The organism is Psychrobacter sp. Ps4 (genome assembly GCF_022129285.1).
Taxonomy (GTDB): Bacteria; Pseudomonadota; Gammaproteobacteria; order Pseudomonadales; family Moraxellaceae; genus Psychrobacter; species Psychrobacter immobilis_A.
This window is the reverse complement of the sequence record NZ_JADQAK010000011.1, coordinates 60,026-78,617: the sequence shown is the minus strand read 5'-3', so window position 1 is coordinate 78,617 and position 18,592 is coordinate 60,026. Positions and strand designations below refer to the sequence as shown.

Below are 18,592 nucleotides of genomic sequence, written 5' to 3'. Positions count from 1 at the left end.
TTTTATCTTTTGTATGTCAGTTCACAATAGATAGTAAACCTAACAGTATCTATTGTCTGGGCGTATTTTAGTACAGTTAGTATTTTTTCTCTATTATTAAAACCAGTCATTCACTAATTGAAACATTTTTTGACAGTAGACATATATTCTGTTTATATTATAGCACTCAACATTATTTCATACATCATAAATTTGATCATTACTCCAAAATTTCGCGCGCATATTGGCTCGATTTTACGCAATGATTGGATTGAATAACATCTAAAGAAGCGAGATTGTTTTATTGAACTAAACTACTTATTATAGGTAACAAGCCTCATGGCATTGCTGCATAAAACATTATCAAGTTACAAAGAGCTCTCAGCATTTATGTTATGGGTTTTTACTTCAAATAAGCACAGGCTAGCTCAAAGCCGATTGATTCTTTATGTGTATCACAGATATATAGTATCTCTCTATAAAAGAGCACCTAATACAAACACTAGAACAGACCCAAGCACTGTTAATAGAAATAACAAGGGTTTTACGCTGGTCGAACTTATCGTCACTGTATGTGTATTAGCAATTATAGTGACGATCGCAGCCCCAGTCATACGAACGCAATTAGCACGTATGGAAGCCAAACGGATTCAAAGTCAGTTAGAGAATTCTCTTGCCTTAGCCAAGGCTGAGAGTTACATCAGAAGACAGAATGTGATTGTTTGCTTGTCTGATACTGGAGGGCGCTGCCATAGAGACAGCGATAAGACACTTTTGTTATTCATAGATAAAAATGACAATAATCACTTTGATGCTCAGGTAGATTCATTAGTCGTTCAGCAGTCTTTAAATCCTAAATACAGTAAGCTAAGTTTACGAGTTGGAAGTCGACGCCACTACACCAAATTTTGGGGTGATAGTGGCAAACCACGAGGACATTTTGGCCATATAAAATACTGTCCCATCGTTGCTTATAATGAAGCAATGTATCTAATATCATTTAACCAAGGAGGTATTGTTAAACAAAAACTTAATGAAGACCATCCCACTGAATGTGACGAATAAGAAATTACTAATGGTATAAGTTACCACTCACATAAATTACCAATGATATTTTTTGATAGCTTTGTAGATCTGTATATATTGCTTCTTTCATCATAATAACTGCCTGCTCGAGTCCTACAAATACAGCGTCTGCAATGAGTGTATGGCCAATATTCAACTCATAAACACCCTCAATTTGTGCGATAGCGTTCACATTATCACGTGTCAGACCATGACCTGCGTTAATTAAGAGCTTATTATCACTGCGTCAAGCAGTAGCAACAGTTTGCTTAATTCGTTTCAGCTCAGCATTTTGCATGTTCATATCGGCTACCAAGCTTGCCTCAGCATAAGCGCCTGTATGTAACTCAATACTATCTGCTCCCGCCTTCTCGCACCAAAGAGCGGCGGCTAAAGGGCTTATAACTAACCCCACGCGCTTAACGCAGAGTTGCTACGTGATCAATATTTATACTTAATAAAGGTTTTTGCAAAGGGTTGTTAAATGAAGGTAATGAAGCAGTGGTCATAAGAGATTTTTTGATAACGAAAACCAATTGACTGATCAACGGTACAAGAATATGAAACTTTAGACCGTCTCAGTAGCAATCGGATTGGTTATAGCACTTTGAGGATAGTACTATTATTTATTGGTAACGCTGTTGCTGCTGCCACAGTAGGCGGCTTTGCAATGGTTGATAATCCAGTAAATGGTCAATAAGCTGTCGATGCATTTTTAACCAATTATTTAAGTTTTTGTCAGTAATACCTAACTGCGTCATCGCAATGATATCAGTACCTTTGAAAAAAATTTGCCCCATAGTATTATCTAAATGCTCAGTCTGTATATCATTCTGCAAGACAGGCACTAAACCAACATCAGGTAAAAAGCGATAAGAATCGTCAGGCTGAATGATGTTTTCAACACTATCGTGAGTCAACATTAAGCTAAAACCCAACTCATTGAATAAATGCTGCTCAAATTGACGCAAGCACAACCGTAATTCGTTGGCGCTCAAAGGTCGCCTAAGCTGAGACAGACTGTCCTGATAATGTAGCCACAATACTGGCATTGGATCTTCAGTCGACAACAACCGCCATAGTATTTCGTTTAAATACAACGCCGCATATTGATGTTGACCTGTGATATTTTCGTAGGGCAATGCTTCTACAACAGTGGCAATGCCATCATCTTTTGCTATGCCTGTTTGAGTTGTGTGTTGCGATGCAATATTGATCTGACTAAACGTTTTTAAATCGCGTTTACCACTGGCAAAGAGCTGCAATGGCATGAACAATGGCGCGCCTTTTTTTCCAATACCATGGATCACGCCATGTTGCTGAGAAAACAGATAATATAAGGCGCGCTTTTCTTGATAAGGACGCTGATGCAATAAATAACCGACTAACGCTTCGTTACGCATTTTTTATCACCTCAGCATCAAAACTATAGAAAAGTGATTCAAGCGCTATTCTTCAATCAATATCCTAAGCTAGTCAATGCACGTTCGTCATCAGACCAGCCACGTTTCACTTTCACCCACAGTGTCAGCATAATCTTTTTATCAAACAGCTGCTCCATATCTTTACGAGCATCCATACCCACTTGCTTAATACGCTGACCTTTATCACCAATCACAATGGCCTTTTGACCACTACGTTCAACATAAATAGTTGCATCGATGAAAGTACAAGCCTTACGTGGACGCCCTGTTTTTGGATCAGTGTGCGCAGGCTCATCTTTGAACCCATCAATCTGTACAGTTAAGTCATATGGCACTTCGTCACCAGCGCTACGCATGATTTTTTCGCGGATAATTTCACTGGCCAAAAATCGTTCTGAGCGGTCAGTAATTTGCTCGGTATCATAGATAGGAGCAGCAATAGGAAGATGCGAAGCAATCACTTCTTGTAGACGATCTAGGTTTTGGTTTTTTAAGGCAGATACTGGTACGATATCGGCAAAATCAAAACTGTCATTAAACGTCTCAATCAGCGGCAACACGCTGCCTTTATCTTTTAAGGTATCAGATTTATTAATAACCAATACCACATTTAAATTTGTGTCGCCAAGCTTTTGTAGAACTAACAAATCATCATCACGCCATTGATCTGAATCAACAACGAATAATACCAAATCAACATCTACTAATGCAGATACCGCAGCTTTATTCATACGCTCATTAATAGCACGTACTTCATTGCGATGAATACCCGGCGTGTCAACGAATACTGCCTGCATCTCATGATTTGACAAAATACCGTGGATACGGTGACGAGTCGTTTGCGGCTTACGTGATGTAATAGACAGCTTTTGACCCAATAAGTGATTCATCAAAGTCGATTTACCAACGTTTGGACGTCCAACGATCGCGACATAACCCGCTTTAAAATCATCAGCAATACCTGCATGACTACTAGGGGCAAAGAATTCTTCAATTGCCATATCGTTGTCTACAGTAATATCTTCTGCTTGATTGATGCCATCGTTAGTAGTATCGATATTATCTTGGTTTTGATTCAACTCTGTGTTTTCGGTCATATTTTTGGCATTATCTTCATCATTGGATGGCAAGTCAGTACGATTGCTCATAGGTTAATCCTATAGAATTTATACCCAGTCAAATGGTGGTTAATGATGTATTGGCTGTATCAGCACTAAAAAAGCAAAACAATCATCGGCTGGGAAATATTTAAGGTTTTGAAATGTGTGACGTTTACGCTAATTCAAATAAACGATTTTTAAAACGTCACTTAACATATACTGTCAAAAAAGTGGTATGTGCGATCCATAGGTTAATCCTAGTTAGGATCGCTTTTTAGCTGAGCTCGGCAGTTTATGCAACTGGTTAATCATTAGTTCTGCTGCTTTTTGTTCAGCGATACGGCGGCTCTCACCAGATTCAGTAATATCAACACAGTTATTGATATTAACATGGCAACGTACAACAAAAATTTGATGCGGCGCGTTACCACGTGTCTCCATCAGCTCATAATGTGGCAGATCAAATTGCTTAGATTGTAGCCACTCTTGCAATCGACTCTTGGCATCTTTTAACGCTTTTTGGTCATTAACGTTGTCAATCAAATCACCATACCATGAGAGAACACAATCGCGAGTAATATCCAAATCTTGGCTGTCTAAATAAATAGCACCAATCAACGACTCCACGGCATCAGCCAATATAGAAGCGCGATTGCGCCCACCACCTTTACGCTCACCTATCCCTAATATCAGATGATTAGAGAGCTCTAAGTTTTGCGCAATAATGACCAATGATTCTTGACGTACCAAGGTGGCACGCATACGAGTCAAGCGACCCTCATTTTGGCTAGGATAGCGATGATATAAAGCCTCACCCACAATCATTCCTAACAGAGCGTCTCCTAAAAACTCTAAACGCTCATAATTTTTTTTGCTATCAAATGAGCGGTGTGTCAACGCAAGTTTGGGGAGACTCAAGTCCTTAAACACATAGCCTAACTTGCGTGTTAATACGGCTAACTGCTGAATAAATTCTGAGCTAACAATCAGCGTGTCGACAGACGTGCTATTTTGCTGAGGAGTAGGAATCGCTTGGGAATGCTGCAAAGTTGGTTTCATGCGTGGCTTGTGGTTATCCCTTCTGTTTTACTGATTTGGTTAGTAATAGTATGGATTAATGAATATTATAAAGACATTCAGATATTAAAAAGTTTAAGAGTGATCTAACACTCTTTTTAGTTACTCTGCTGTTGTCATATCGATATCACCTTCGAAGCGGTTGACGATATCAACATTACCAAAGAAATTTTTGGTGACTGCATATTGTTTACGAATAGCCAATTGTCCCGTCTTTTTATCAATAAAAGTAAATACGTCTTCCGCCTGAGTATCATAATCAGCATTAATAGATAGCTGTCTATTAACACGCTCGACAAACTGTTTGGCCGTCTCATTATTATTATTTGCTTCCTTAAGCTGTGCGCTTAAGGTTTTGGTCAATTGATAATCACCGATCTGAGCAGGTACGATAGCAACCATCAATTTGGCAGCAACTCCTAACACAAGAATAATTAAAACGATACTCGTTACGCTAGCACCACGCTGTGTGGCGATTCCAGATAATTGCTGCACTATGATATCCCTCTACTGGTAAACAACTATTTTTAGGAGCTACCGAAATACTAGGTAGCCATTTATTAGATAGCAACAATATTAGCATAAAACTATTATCGATAAATCAACCAATAGAGCATCTCATAATCTTAATTACATAATCTTAATCAATAGTACCATTGCGTTCAAAGGTTGGTAAATTAAGTCCGGGTGGCTTATGCATCCAGATATAAACCGCTTTACCCGCTAAATTCTCATCAGGAACAAATCCCCAAAACCGACCATCAGCACTACGATCGCGGTTATCGCCCATCACAAAATACTGACCTTTTGGAACGCTAATACGCCATTTAGTACCTGCTGAGCTAACCACTTCTGGCGATTGCTGCTGCAAAAATGGTGCATATTGAGAACTATTCATACCATTCAAGTAACGAACAAGATGCTTGTTTTCACCTTGTGTTTCCTGAAAGTATTGCGCCTCACCCTCTTCTTGCTCACCCATCGCTGCCGCACTGTCTTCGGTCAGTACTTGCCCTGAACCAATTTGTCCTGGTAAATAAAGCTGTGAGGTCAACTCAGGGTTCGCCGCAAAATCGACAGGCTTAGTATCAACTGGGACATCATTGATAGAAAGTGTCCCTTGATCATAACTAACAGTATCACCAGGCAAGCCAATGACACGCTTAATATAATAAATACTTGGGTTTTCAGGATAGCGGAATACCGCCACATCACCATGCTCAGGCACGCCCGTATCCAGCACTTTATTATACGTCAGCGGTAGGCGCACCCCGTAGGCATACTTATTAACCGCAATAAAATCGCCCGTATATAATGTCGGCACCATAGAAGATGAAGGAATATTAAAAGGCTCAATCAAAAACGAGCGTACTATTAACACCACTGCCAATACGGGGAAAAAATCGTAAGCCCAGCGTACCAAGAGACTTTCTTGACCACGCCCGCGAGTTTTACGTTGTTTCAGGGCCAGCTTATCTAATAGCCAAATAATACCCAAACCAATGGTTAATGGTACTAAAATTAAATTAAAATCAAAATCCATACTCAATTGCCTATTAACGAGCGACTTATCTAGCTATCTATACTATCAACTGCGCCACTAATTACACCAACAAAACTATCGTTGACCAGTCAATTAGTAATGACTTACTCAACCTGCAATACCGCTAAGAAGGCTTCTTGTGGAATCTCCACATTACCGACTTGCTTCATACGTTTTTTGCCGGCTTTTTGCTTAGACAATAGCTTTTTCTTACGCGACACATCACCGCCATAACACTTAGCTAAGACGTCTTTACGCATGGCTTTCACCGTACTACGCCCAATAATTTGGCTACCAATCGCCGCCTGAATTGCCACATCAAACATCTGACGCGGAATCAACTCTTTCATCTTAGTCACTAGCGCATTACCACGGTAGCGTGATTGGGTTTCATGCACAATCATAGCCAAAGCATCAACTTTTTCGCCGTTAATCAGTACATCCACTTTGACCAGCTTATCGACTTGGTACCGTTCAAAGTTATAATCCAGTGAGGCAAATCCGCGTGAAACTGACTTTAGACGATCGAAGAAATCCATGACCACCTCGCCCATTGGAATATCAAAGATCAACTGAACTTGGCGACCCATAAAACGCATATCTACCTGTACGCCGCGGCGCTCAATACATAGCGTCATGACATTACCTAAGTAATCTTGCGGTACTAAAATCTGACAGCGGGCAATGGGCTCACGGAACTCTTCAATATTATTCGGCTCAGGGAGTCTTGATGGATTATCAACATACATGATATCGCCATTTTTCTTGACGATCTCGTAGATAACGGATGGCGCAGTAGTAATCAAATCCAAGTCATATTCACGCTCTAAACGCTCTTGGATAATCTCCATGTGCAGCATACCAAGGAAACCACAACGGAAACCAAAGCCTAGTGCATCTGAGGTATCAGGCTCAAAAAACAATGACGCATCATTGATTTGTAGCTTTTGTAGCGCTTCACGGAATTTTTCAAAATCAGTAGAATCAACAGGGAACATACCGGCATAGACTTGCGGAGTAATCTGTTTAAAACCTGGAATACGCTCAACGTCTGGCGTTTTGGCGTGGGTAATCGTATCACCCACTGGCGCGCCAGCGATATCTTTGATACCAGCAATAATGAAACCGACTTCACCCGCTTCCAAGATACCCGTATCGACAGGCTTGGGCGTAAAGACACCGATCGAGCCGACTAAATGCGATTCTTTGGTTGATTTGATATAAAGTTTATCACCTTTTCGGATAGTACCTTCACGTACCCGAACCAATGAGACCACACCCAAATAGTTATCAAACCAAGAGTCAATAATCAATGCTTGTAGTGGCGCCTCACGATCACCAGTCGGTGCAGGGATAAATTCAACCAATGCTTCTAGCAGTTTATCGACGCCCAAACCCGACTTAGCAGAAACTCGTGGCGCATCAACTGCGTCAATCCCAATGATGTCTTCAATCTCTTGAATAACGCGTTCTGGCTCGACTTGTGGCAAATCAATTTTATTTAGTACCGCCATGACTTCTAGACCCTGATCAACGGCAGTATAGCAGTTGGCCACGGACTGAGCTTCCACCCCTTGCGCAGCATCAACGACCAATAGCGCCCCTTCACAAGCGGCTAGTGAACGCGACACCTCATATGAGAAGTCAACGTGTCCTGGGGTATCGATAAAGTTGAGCTGATAGCGCTCACCATTAGGATGATCGTAGAATAAGGTTACCGACTGCGCTTTAATGGTGATACCGCGCTCACGCTCAATATCCATGGAGTCAAGTACTTGCGCCTGCATCTCGCGATCTTGCAAGGCACCGCACATTTGAATAAAACGATCAGCAAGCGTCGACTTGCCATGATCAATGTGGGCAATGATTGAAAAGTTACGAATATTTGCTAATGCAGTCACAAAGCGCCTACTAAATTAAGGGTGATAGAATAATAAAATTAAGAAATAAATGCTGTCAGGCGCAACCGCTAAAATAGCTGTCCATCGTTGAAAAGAATATAATTAGAATCAGCTTATTTGCCAATATTATCATCTCCAATCAACCGCTCAGGACGTCAACTCTTATGCGCAGGCATGAAAGAGTATTCTAGCAGTTTTCTACCATAAAGTAAGGCGATTTTATTAGCAGAGGGAGTATTTACAAGTGAAGTTACGAGCGGATAACTGTACAGATAGAAAGCGAGCCGCTTGATAGCACCTTATTCACTTCGACAAGACTCATGCTAACTGGATATGAACAATCAATAATCTACTGAGGGGTATTGGTTTTGGACAGATCGCTCTCTATGGGTTCACATCCTGCGCTATGCAGATATTTATACATCCATGGTGACTTACCGTAAAAAGCCCCGTTGATCTGAGTTTGCTCTATCAAGTATTCACGAAATCTAAGATAAAACTCATTATCTGGGTGGTTAGGTTGTTGCCAAAACTCATTAAGTGGTTTCTGATCTATCAGTTTCGGCGTATCATAAATCGCGCGACCCATGATCTTGGTAGGTTTTTTGTGATATACCGATTGCAAACCTGTCGTGCTATTGATGGTCACCATCCCAATACTGTGTTTCATCAAGGTTGGCAGGTGCATGTCGCAACCATAAAACACACGTTCCGCCACTTGATAGCGTCTAGCCAAGCTAGATACCAGTTCGCGATAATCTCGATGACCACGATCTAACGGATGATGCTTGAATACCAGTAATTGCTGCTTATCAGCATACTCTGCAAAGCTGGCAATAGACTCATCAATAAACTGCACCACATCACGGTAGTCACTATGATGGGTAATCTGCGAGTCATTATGCACTTGTAAACTAATCAAAAAATAATTATTACTTTGTTCTTTGGTCAGCTTATTTTGCAATTGCTTATCAGGTAAATACCCTCGCAATTTACGCCATGGTGCTTTGAGCCAAGCGATTGCTTCTTGCCACGCCGTCATCCCGCGATAGTGCGAATAATGCGGATAGCGACTTTTGTATATCCAAACGATAATATAGTAGACAATCGCAGCGATACTCAAACGATAAAATCGATTGTGAGTATACAGTGGTTTATCATTGGCTTTTTTGAGCGCTTTAATATCTGCCGTATTTAAGCGCGAATAGCCATTAATGCCATATTCTTGCAATGTAATGTAATCGGGACGCAAGTAGCCTTCTTCAAATACAAAAAAAGAGGTGCCCAACTGCTCACTGATACAAGCAGCTTGGGTATGATGCGGACGACAATCACCAAAACAGACAATCGCATCAATGCTATTTTCTTCAATGAAAGCCTGCAACCAAGAAGAGAACTGCGCTAAGGTATCAGTATATTCATAGGTATTATCATGATGATAAAAAAATGCATCACCTGCATTAAAGTTAATCTTACTAACCTTAATATTTTGAGTTTGCAGAAATGTCGAAAAACGGTTGAAGAATCCGCCCATCTTTCCTTGTAACAGCAGGACATGTCGATGAGTAAGCAAGTGAGACATCGAAGCTGCCATAGTATTGAATTACCATTAATGAGAAGATGAAGGATAAAAGCGGGAGTACTTATTAAACAACTTGAATATTAAGCCGTGTGAATACAAATCAATCATCACTGATTATACCGAAAAAGTCCCTACTTGTCGCAATGGATTTGCGTCTCAAGTTTAGAATAAACTAACGAGATAGTTTACGCAGACGCTGCTGCAATTGATGACGCTGCTGCATAAAACGAGTCGTCGCTTGGCGTTGAAAATTTTCAGATAACATGGATAAAACTGAAGTCGCATGGTTAATCGAGCTATTTATAGGGTTAGATATTTGCGCTTGAGATTCTGTATTATGAATATCTTTAAGCAAAGGAGCGCTTTTAGGAGGGTATAAATAGTCAATCACTTGCTCTACTTGTGCAAGCCCATAGCCATTAGGCAAACGATATAAAGGATAGCGAATAAGCGCACAATATAATAATTGCTCAAGCGTTAATGTAGTGTCGCGTTTTCGTCTCTCTAAATAGTCAGCTTTCGGTGATAACTGGGCATCAATATCTGCCGTTAACCCCCAACCAGCATAGAACGGTAAGCCGTAGCAAGTAACGTCTAAACCACGCAGCAACGCCTCAAAGCCAGTCAATGAGCTAATCGTATGTACTTCATCGACACACTCTAAGCAATCAGGCATCGCGGTATCATAGGCGACGGCACTGACCTGTTGTAAAAACTCTGCGCTAACCTTACCAGCCCTTAGCCCTGCTTCAACATCAGGATGCGGCTTATAAATAAGATAAGCCTCAGGACTGTCTTGGCATACACGCTCAATCAAGCCGCTGTTGGTTTTGATCGTTGAGCCGCAGTACTGCACCGATAAATCATCTTCGACTTGACCGATGATAAGCAGACGGCGCTTGCCAGATACCCTAGCATCATCCATCCACGAAGTATGCTGGTTATTAGCACTGTCGACATCAGCTCCAACATTGTATTTACTCACCCGCTGATTCAGCAATTTATCTTGCAGCTGTTTTACACGGATACTTTGCTGTGGGTTCAATGCTTGACAATGATGTAGCAACGTCTCTAAATCTGAGGGCTGGGTTGCATCATAATAAATACCTTGCTTATCTATGACGACCGACAACGGTGCTAACAACGTCGCGCCCAAACCATTTGAGCGGATAAACCCATCTTCCATACAGTATATAGACGGTAGGGATAAATGCGGCTGTTTCTCAAGCTTACGCTGTAATTTATTTTGTACTTGTTGCCGCTTAGCCAAACCCCACACTAGTAGAGGCTGCTGATAATCAACACGAAAATGATCAGGATGCAGTAGATTCTTGAGACGTGGCTTGGGTTTGATAAATAATGTCGTACGCGGTAGATTCGTAAAAGCTTTTACAAATGGTAATTTCCAGCGACTAAATTCATATATCGTGAGATCCCCTTCAAGGCGCGCTTGCCAATATCGATTAATCACTAGCCATTCTATCGCTGTATCAATATCACAGGCTTGCTTGGTGGCCGGATCTACATAACGACTATAATCTATATAAGCGCTATAAAATAACGTTTCTAACGTCGCAGATGTTTTCTTAGCAAATGATGTAGGAAACAACGCAGGATTTGAATGTCCCCTAGACTCTAGCAGTTTGCTGACAAGTTTTTGACGACGTTTCTCGACCGCTTCAAGCAGCTTTTTGGGTGCGCCGCTGTCATCAGTTAGACCCCAGCCACTATACCAATTGACCCCGAAGCAATGTACTGCTTTACCTAACATCAACCCTTCAAAGCCCATATGTGAGCTGACCGTATAAACATGGTCAACTTGCTCTAATAGCTGTATAGGATTGAGTGCTTGAGTTAATAGCCGAACCTGTTTAGGTAGTTTTAAACGGGTCAGGTATCCTGATTTTGACGCAGGATGTGCCTTTATCCAAATATGGGCATGAGGATGATTACGACACGCAGATTTTAACATCTTCTTAAACTGACGTTTATCCGCGCCCGCACCGGTGATAGAAGCATCACCAACCACTTGGTCAATCAATAAAACATGCGATTTCAATGAATCTGCCGTTGTGTTAACGCCGTCTTCACTTATCAATTCATCCAAGGATGGACAATCGATCACTGCGTTATATTTACTGAGCTGCTCATTACAAATACGTGCCATCAATTGCCGCGCACGCGCGTCATCTATTTCGTAATTATTAGGCGTAGTAGCGTTTTTAGTACGCTCAATAATCAGCCGCTCAAGGCGTGAGTCATGCGTCGTATCAAAATAAATACCAAGGTCATCAACGACGACACTCAGGCCATGACGGCTACTAATACCAGAATCTAATGAGCGCAAAAAGCCATCTTCGACACTTAATGTCTCAAGCTTTTGCCGCTTAGCCACTTTATTAGCTCGTTGATAACTTTTTTTACGACCCCAACCGATAAAGGCATCGGGTTGCTGAAAAGAGAGAGAGGAACTGGACAAATGAGTTATCTGATTTTTTATCATATTTGGTAATGGCAATGCAGACAGTAAAAGCGTTTTACCTGCATTGATACGTTGCGGTATACCTGACCACGGATACCAGCGCTGAATATCTGCCTGCAATACCTGAGACAAAAGTACATTGTTTTGACGCATACCCTTACCAATGACCGCCAAATGCTGTGGCAATTGGTATTGGGATGATGGCAAAAGCAGGGCATTATCAGAGTGAGAGGTCACTGCCACATTGACATCATCTGCCGCACTTTTTGCCATTTTTAACACCCTTATTCATTACTTTTGCATCTATCTATGCAGATGACTTTTTCTCTTGTTATACAACTTTTCAATAATGGTTATAAATCGAGAACCACTTTAGCAGCAATGGCCAACTGATAAACAATTTGCGATAAGCCACGAGCAATTTCTACGCGCTTGGTTTTGACTTTTGGTAATACCATAATCTCATCGCCTTGCTGGATACGGTAAGCGGTATTGACCACCTCACTGGCGCCATTTTGATGGATAATCAAGATTTCTTTAACATCAGCATTGTCAGAGAAACCGCCTGAATTGGCAACATAATCACCAACGGTATAATCTGGGTTGAAGGTCAGCGCGCCTTGTGCTCGTACTTGACCATTAACGGTAATGACAGACGTTTGCGCAGGTATCTCAATGATATCACCTTGCTGTAAGATAATATCCTGCCACGAATTCGGGACGACAACAATTTGACCCGTCGTTTTAACATTACGCGCTTTGGCAACAAACTGCTTAACCAACGCTGCATCGTCTTGACGCAGTGCTGCTTCTTCACGAGTGGTCGACTGCGTGGCAAGCGTCAGCTCTTCTAGACGATCGAGCGACTCATTAATCATGCGTTTTTGTTGCTCAGCAACAGACTCACGATAAATGGTCAAATGCGTCAGTTTAGCGAGTGGGCTTGGCTGTAGCTGTGGCACGATATCCTTTAAGCGAGCGCCATATGGCACAACCATGGCACCATTACCCGTATGCGCACCTTTTACTTGCACCGCGATTGTGCCCGCATAACGATCGGAGGTAACTACCATCTGATCACCATTATAAACAGGCACGTTTTGAGCTTCTGCCAACGAGTAATATTCCGCCGTCTGTGCACGTCCTGCACTGCGAGTGATACTAACGTTGGTGGCATTTGCTGCTGGATTGGCCACTTGCAATACATCACCAATGGTCAGATCGTTCACATCAAATTCAAAGGTATATTCGTTTTGAACTTGACCGCCTACTTCAAAGGTTTTTTTCTGCGGCGCGACCGTAATCACATCACCGTCACGAAAAGAGAATGCTTGTAATTTACCCGCTAGTAAAAAATCATACAGGTTGACTTGCTGTAGCATTTGCCCATTACGTTTGATTTGAATATCAATATAACTACCACGTGTTGGGTCAACGCCGCCTGCTCTATCCAAATAAGACAATACAGAGTCTGCTGCTAAACCGCCGTAATAGCCTGGTTGCTTGACGAAACCTGTTACGAACACCTTCACTGGCTGTGCTTGCTCTAATGAAGCATACACGCCAACGTTCGAGCGATAAATACGACTGACAGCACTTTTTACCACATTTTGCAGACTGCCATTTTGCACACCTGAGACACGTACTGGACCGATATTTGGCAAGAAAATATTGCCTTGTGGGTCGACGGTCATGGTAGCCGCATATTGATAAGCGCCCCACATCCGTACTTGGACGTTATCACCCGGGTTGATCACGTAACTGTCATTAAAGGTAGAGCCAGAGGTAGTCGAAAATGCTCCACGGAAGAGCTGCTCACCAAACATCATGTCTTGCGTATTGATGTCTTGATAGGGGCGCGTGGTATTGATGACTGACTGACTTGGCAAGCTTGAGGCATTAACCGCTTCTTGCGCGGTCGCCTGTCCTGATACACCACCTGCAAATGCCTGTGTTGAGACATTGATGTTATTGCTGTTTTGGTCTTGACTCATGCTGTTATTGCTGGTGCCAAAGCTAGATCCTGAAATTTGATCAGCATAACTGCCTGCTGCTAGTGCTGATACACTGCTGGCTGCCATGGCCAAACTTAACACTTTTATCACGGTCACAAGAGGACGTGGTTTCATATTCATGAGTGGTATTCCTTTGCTGATCTATCGATCATTACTGATATCTGGTGTGTTAAAACTAGCTACGATGATCACGGATAACCGCCATCACTAGTCGCACAAATCCATAAAGCATCAAAAGTAATGCTAGCGACGTCCAAATAATATAAGCACGGCGTGGATAAGTTGCTTCTTCAGCTTGATATGGTGTTGAGATGACAATCAAATTTTTCATTTTTTTAAAGGCTTCTAAACGTGCCTTCTCAAGTGAAGATAACGACAATTTATAGAGCTCAGTAGCGAAATCAACATCTGCCTTGATAGTCTCAAACTGTACCGCTTGACGGTTCAACTTGGTGGTATTCGGTGATGTCAGCTTGGTTTGCTCTTGATTGATTTGCTCCTCAACCGCTTTAATCTGACTTCTTAATGACACCACTTGCGGTGCATCTGGATTGAGATAGCTGAGTAATTGACGCTCTTCGGTACGTAATGAGCTTAATTGCGCTTGCAAGCTACCAATCAGCTGATTCACAATTTGAGCATTGGATTGTGGATCATAGATCTCATTTTCGTTTTGATACTTTAATAGCTGCTCTTTGGCATCATTTAGGCGATCTTGTGATTCATCTAGCTGGGTCTCAGCAAATACCAGCTGATCACGAGCCACCTCTTGTGAAATACGGTTAACGAACTGCTCAGATTCATTCAGGATCGTTTTATTGAGCTCAAAAGCATATTTTGGATCAAAGGCTTCTGTCGATACTGACAGCACAGAGCTTTGTTCATCAAGATTGATGTGCACGCGTCTTTTAAAGTACTCAAGTAACTCTTCTTGGGTGGCATCAGGCTCAATCTCATTGAGTGGATCTGAGCCATCGACATGATAAGCTTCGCGGAACTTGAACTTATTATCAAGGCGCTTCACCATATCATTAGATAGAATATACTCGGTCAGATAAGTCGCATCTTCTTTACTGGTACTATTTACACCCAACAAGGCAGACAGCCCACCACCAGAAGGCACACTGGTATCACTGACTTGTTTGACTACCACATCAGCCGTCGAGACAAACCGCGGATGAGCAATGGTCATGACATAAAATATCACCAACACCCAAGGAAGGACCACCAAGCCAATAAATAGCGAGAAGTCAATTATCTTATTTTTTCGCTTTATGGACATGCTCTTCATATACCTCAATCGCTTCTGTTGTGTCTTCAAAGACGTGTGCTGTTTGATCCATTAGCACAATACCAATATCACAATTACGCTTAATATCACCGATGTTATGCGATACGATTAAAAATCCTGCTTGTTCACGGCGCGCGGCCAATATCTCTTCACTACGCTTACGAAAAGCCGCATCACCAACAGCGCCTGCTTCATCGAGCATATAATAATCAAAATCGAAAGCCAAGCTTAAGCCAAATGTTAAGCGTGCTTTCATCCCTGATGAATAACTTTTTACCGGCATATCGAAATAATTACCGATATCTGCAAACTCTTCGACAAAACGAATTTTTTCGTCAATATAGGGACCGCTTGAATAAAGACGGCAAACAAAACGAACGTTTTGACGACCAGTCAGACTACCTTGGAAACCGCCGGCTACCCCTACTGGCCAAGAAATCGTCGAGTTGGTGATAATCTCTCCGTGATCGGGCTTATCTAGTCCGCAAATAATACGCAGCAAAGTTGATTTTCCCGCACCATTACGACCGAGTAAACCCACACTTTTTTTATCACCAATGGTCAGATTTAGGTCTTTAAATAGATAATGCCGACCCTGTTTGGTCATAAATGACTTAGAAACATTTTTAATCTCAATCATCTGTTTGCCCTAAGTTAAAACTGGTATCACAATTTATGATTTATTTAGAACGTATTAAGTCTCTTTCTACCGCTTTATACATGAGCAGACCTAAGAAATTTACTGCAACCGTCCACTTTAAAAAATAGGTTATGTCAATATGATAAGCGGGATAATTAGGCGCTAAAGCGTGTCGTATCAACTCAATATTATGGATAAAAGGATTATAGAGTAAATAACTGAAGTATGGCTCTGGAACAATATGGATGGGATAAAGGATACCTGAAGCAAAATACAATATGGTAAAAATAATCGTAATTACCTTGGTAATTTCACCCCCATAATAACCTATAATCATCATAATTAAGGCAATACCAAAGCTGAACATAAACAGCGTTATCCAGCAAAATAATAGAATGTGTAGATTTCCCAAACTGGCATAATCATTAAAGAAAGCCAAGCCAACCAACAATATAATAAATGTTAAAAAATAAATAATAAGCTCTAAAACTGATCTGGCAATAATGACGTCAATATGCCGTATTGAACGGTACATCAAAAGTCCTTGATTGGCCTCAACAGCCCCTAGTGCTCTAGTCGCAATAGTCTGAAACATGCGAAAAGGAACCATTCCAGCAACTAAAAACAATGGAAAGCTCATCCCTGGTAATGCACGTTCAATAATCACGCCAAAAATCACTAGAAATATAAGCATTTGAAAAATGATTTCTAATGGCGCCCACAGATAGCCCAAGCGATAACCACCAAAGCGCGTTTGCAGCTCACGCATCAGCAAAGCATGAAATGCGGCACCCATGACTTTTAGACCACTGCGATGCTTAATAGGACGATAAGGAGGTAGTTGTACAGACATGGCGTTACAGGACTTTACCGAAAACAGCCCCTATGATAAGTAAGCGGGACATAAGTTACAACAATTAATCTGTACCTAAATAGATAAAGCTATGATTTAGCAAGAAATCAGTAGGTAATTATAATGTTTTATGGTGCGTATTGAGCCATTCACCATATTCTTAAATAATTTATTTCAGGCAAAAAAAAACCAATCAAATAATGATTGGCATTTTTAATATTGCAGGTATTGCTAAAAATGGTGGCGATGAAGAGACTTGAACTCTTGACCTCACGATTATGAGTCATGCGCTCTAACCAGCTGAGCTACATCGCCATTTTAGGATGCACATTTTACCCAAGATGTTGACTGTCGTCAACCCCTATAAGGGCATTTTTTGCAGAAAATATGAATTTTATTCAAATTTTCTGCATTTTTATCACGAACAATAAAAAAGGTTTGGTAAACCGATAAGCCGGGTTCTGTCGTGGACAATCATTCCTCTAGGCGCACAATCGCTCGTACGCTCAAGCAACCTACCCGCATCGAACGCGGGCCGCGCCATGCCGATGCCTATTTGGTCTTGCTACGCGTGGAGTTTACCATGCCGTGAACTGTTGCCAGCCACGCGGTGCGCTCTTACCGCACCCTTTCACCCTTACCGATGACATGAATATCTTGCGATACTCATATAAGCCAAAGGCGGTCTACTCTCTGCTGCACTGGTCGTCAAGTTACCCTGCCCAGCCGTTAGCTGGCACGCTGCCCTATGTAGCCCGGACTTTCCTCCCCTGCATTTCTGTTGCCAGTGTGCAGCGGCGATTGCCTAGCCTACCAAGCGCGCTAGTATAGCAAAATTAATGAGGCTTTCGGAAAGTTTTTTTGTCTTATTTTTAGCACTGATTTATACAAAGTTTTTAGGGAGTATAAAATCCATATTGCCACTGCCATCATGCTCTTGTACAGATAAGGCTAACCAATGCGCCATTGGATAATGCTGTGCTAGATAGTTTTGTAGAAAATCAATTGTGCTATTTGCAATCTCAACATCCGTCTGAGCAGCATTATCATGGATATGATTATAAATAACACTATGTACAGATAACCCACGTACTTTTATTGCCTCTAAACTCAGTAACGTGTGATTGATGCTACCAAGCCGACCTGAGGTGACCAAAACAACCGGATAGCCTTTCTCAGCAATATAATCTAAAGTTAATAGTTGCTCAGTGATTGGCACTAATAATCCGCCTGCGCCTTCTAAGAGCACCACATCGTAGCTTTGTTGCAATTGCTGCGTAGATTTAGTGATGATTTCAGGGTTTAAAGTTGCATTGGCAAGTGCGGCGGATAAATGCGGTGATGCAGGCTTCTCATAACGGTAAGGACAAGTGGTGAAATTAAGATCGCAAGGTTGCAACGGAAGGTTCATCAGCTGACGATGGGTAAGGATATCATCAGCAATTCCCATCTCGCCAGTATTAGCATTCATCGCCACGCCAGTTTGCACCAGTTTTTGAGTGATGACGTTGACGCCTTGCTGCATCAATGATTTGGCAATGATACCAGTAGCATAAGTTTTACCGATATCGGTATCGATACCTGAAACAAATAGAACACTCATAGCACACCTTATGAAAGACATTGACTGGTGTATAAGA

14 protein-coding genes, 1 tRNA gene, 1 other RNA gene and 1 pseudogene are annotated in these 18,592 nt (G+C 41.7%); 1 reads left to right on the top strand and 16 read right to left on the bottom strand.

Annotation, left to right across the window (positions count from 1 at the left end):
* The first annotated feature begins 318 nt into the window (after nt 1-318).
* Entirely contained in the window at nt 319-1,044 is a 726-nt protein-coding gene (locus I3252_RS08155; RefSeq protein ID WP_238034826.1) for a GspH/FimT family pseudopilin, read from the top strand.
* Nucleotides 1,045-1,051: 7 nt separating this feature from the next.
* Here I3252_RS08155 and I3252_RS08150 read toward each other — a convergent pair.
* The 16 genes and pseudogenes from I3252_RS08150 to bioD all read right to left on the bottom strand — a co-directional run bounded on the left by I3252_RS08150 (nt 1,052) and on the right by bioD (nt 18,555).
* Nucleotides 1,052-1,459: pseudogene (locus tag I3252_RS08150) on the bottom strand (pyridoxine 5'-phosphate synthase).
* Nucleotides 1,460-1,670: 211 nt separating this feature from the next.
* Nucleotides 1,671-2,447, bottom strand: a complete 777-nt coding sequence (locus I3252_RS08145) for a DNA repair protein RecO C-terminal domain-containing protein (protein WP_238034825.1) — start codon at nt 2,445-2,447, stop codon at nt 1,671-1,673.
* A 56-nt stretch (nt 2,448-2,503) separates the two neighbouring features.
* Nucleotides 2,504-3,565, bottom strand: a complete 1,062-nt coding sequence (era, locus tag I3252_RS08140; RefSeq protein ID WP_201605554.1) for a GTPase Era — start codon at nt 3,563-3,565, stop codon at nt 2,504-2,506.
* 264 nt (nt 3,566-3,829) lie between these two features.
* Nucleotides 3,830-4,627 (bottom strand): ribonuclease III, encoded by a 798-nt coding sequence (gene rnc, locus I3252_RS08135; protein WP_055125735.1) that lies wholly within the window; start codon nt 4,625-4,627, stop codon nt 3,830-3,832.
* A gap of 120 nt (nt 4,628-4,747) precedes the next feature.
* Nucleotides 4,748-5,140 carry a DUF4845 domain-containing protein gene (locus I3252_RS08130; RefSeq protein ID WP_238034824.1) on the bottom strand — a complete coding sequence of 131 codons (393 nt, stop codon included), beginning with the start codon at nt 5,138-5,140 and terminating at the stop codon, nt 4,748-4,750.
* A gap of 145 nt (nt 5,141-5,285) precedes the next feature.
* Complete coding sequence (lepB, locus tag I3252_RS08125) at nt 5,286-6,188, bottom strand: signal peptidase I (RefSeq protein ID WP_238034823.1); 903 nt, start codon at nt 6,186-6,188, stop codon at nt 5,286-5,288.
* Between the two features lie 104 nt (nt 6,189-6,292).
* Nucleotides 6,293-8,089, bottom strand: coding sequence for a translation elongation factor 4 (gene lepA, locus I3252_RS08120; protein WP_045443608.1), 1,797 nt, complete (start codon nt 8,087-8,089; stop codon nt 6,293-6,295).
* Nucleotides 8,090-8,438: 349 nt separating this feature from the next.
* Nucleotides 8,439-9,671, bottom strand: a complete 1,233-nt coding sequence (locus tag I3252_RS08115) for a capsular biosynthesis protein (protein WP_238034822.1) — start codon at nt 9,669-9,671, stop codon at nt 8,439-8,441.
* A 172-nt stretch (nt 9,672-9,843) separates the two neighbouring features.
* Complete coding sequence (locus tag I3252_RS08110) at nt 9,844-12,426, bottom strand: capsular polysaccharide biosynthesis protein (protein WP_238034821.1); 2,583 nt, start codon at nt 12,424-12,426, stop codon at nt 9,844-9,846.
* Between the two features lie 80 nt (nt 12,427-12,506).
* Nucleotides 12,507-14,288, bottom strand: a complete 1,782-nt coding sequence (locus I3252_RS08105; RefSeq protein ID WP_060490417.1) for a polysaccharide biosynthesis/export family protein — start codon at nt 14,286-14,288, stop codon at nt 12,507-12,509.
* Nucleotides 14,289-14,343: 55 nt separating this feature from the next.
* On the bottom strand, nt 14,344-15,450 hold the full coding sequence (locus I3252_RS08100) for a capsule biosynthesis protein (protein ID WP_238034820.1): 1,107 nt from the start codon (nt 15,448-15,450) through the stop codon (nt 14,344-14,346).
* A complete protein-coding gene (locus I3252_RS08095; RefSeq protein ID WP_238034819.1) occupies nt 15,428-16,099 on the bottom strand; it encodes an ABC transporter ATP-binding protein in 672 nt (223 codons plus the stop codon). The genes I3252_RS08100 and I3252_RS08095 overlap by 23 nt, the downstream gene beginning before the upstream one ends.
* 40 nt (nt 16,100-16,139) lie before the next feature.
* Nucleotides 16,140-16,952: an ABC transporter permease gene (locus I3252_RS08090; RefSeq protein ID WP_238034818.1), complete on the bottom strand. Its 813-nt coding sequence runs from the start codon at nt 16,950-16,952 to the stop codon at nt 16,140-16,142.
* 238 nt (nt 16,953-17,190) lie between these two features.
* A tRNA-Met gene (locus I3252_RS08085) sits at nt 17,191-17,267 on the bottom strand.
* A 119-nt stretch (nt 17,268-17,386) separates the two neighbouring features.
* An RNA gene (gene rnpB / locus I3252_RS08080) (RNase P RNA component class A) lies at nt 17,387-17,769 on the bottom strand.
* A gap of 66 nt (nt 17,770-17,835) precedes the next feature.
* Nucleotides 17,836-18,555: a dethiobiotin synthase gene (gene bioD, locus I3252_RS08075; RefSeq protein WP_238034817.1), complete on the bottom strand. Its 720-nt coding sequence runs from the start codon at nt 18,553-18,555 to the stop codon at nt 17,836-17,838.
* Between the last annotated feature and the right edge of the window lie 37 nt (nt 18,556-18,592).

What these genes read in the sequence shown, in the direction of transcription:
- I3252_RS08155 (WP_238034826.1), top strand. Translation starts at nt 319, where the DNA reads ATGGCATTGCTGCATAAAACATTATCAAGTTACAAAGAGCTCTCAGCA.
- I3252_RS08145 (WP_238034825.1), bottom strand. Translation starts at nt 2,447, where the DNA reads ATGCGTAACGAAGCGTTAGTCGGTTATTTATTGCATCAGCGTCCTTAT.
- era (WP_201605554.1), bottom strand. Translation starts at nt 3,565, where the DNA reads ATGACCGAAAACACAGAGTTGAATCAAAACCAAGATAATATCGATACT.
- rnc (WP_055125735.1), bottom strand. Translation starts at nt 4,627, where the DNA reads ATGAAACCAACTTTGCAGCATTCCCAAGCGATTCCTACTCCTCAGCAA.
- lepB (WP_238034823.1), bottom strand. Translation starts at nt 6,188, where the DNA reads ATGGATTTTGATTTTAATTTAATTTTAGTACCATTAACCATTGGTTTG.
- I3252_RS08115 (WP_238034822.1), bottom strand. Translation starts at nt 9,671, where the DNA reads ATGTCTCACTTGCTTACTCATCGACATGTCCTGCTGTTACAAGGAAAG.
- I3252_RS08110 (WP_238034821.1), bottom strand. Translation starts at nt 12,426, where the DNA reads ATGGCAAAAAGTGCGGCAGATGATGTCAATGTGGCAGTGACCTCTCAC.
- I3252_RS08105 (WP_060490417.1), bottom strand. Translation starts at nt 14,288, where the DNA reads ATGAATATGAAACCACGTCCTCTTGTGACCGTGATAAAAGTGTTAAGT.
- I3252_RS08100 (WP_238034820.1), bottom strand. Translation starts at nt 15,450, where the DNA reads ATGTCCATAAAGCGAAAAAATAAGATAATTGACTTCTCGCTATTTATT.
- I3252_RS08095 (WP_238034819.1), bottom strand. Translation starts at nt 16,099, where the DNA reads ATGATTGAGATTAAAAATGTTTCTAAGTCATTTATGACCAAACAGGGT.
- I3252_RS08090 (WP_238034818.1), bottom strand. Translation starts at nt 16,952, where the DNA reads ATGTCTGTACAACTACCTCCTTATCGTCCTATTAAGCATCGCAGTGGT.
- bioD (WP_238034817.1), bottom strand. Translation starts at nt 18,555, where the DNA reads ATGAGTGTTCTATTTGTTTCAGGTATCGATACCGATATCGGTAAAACT.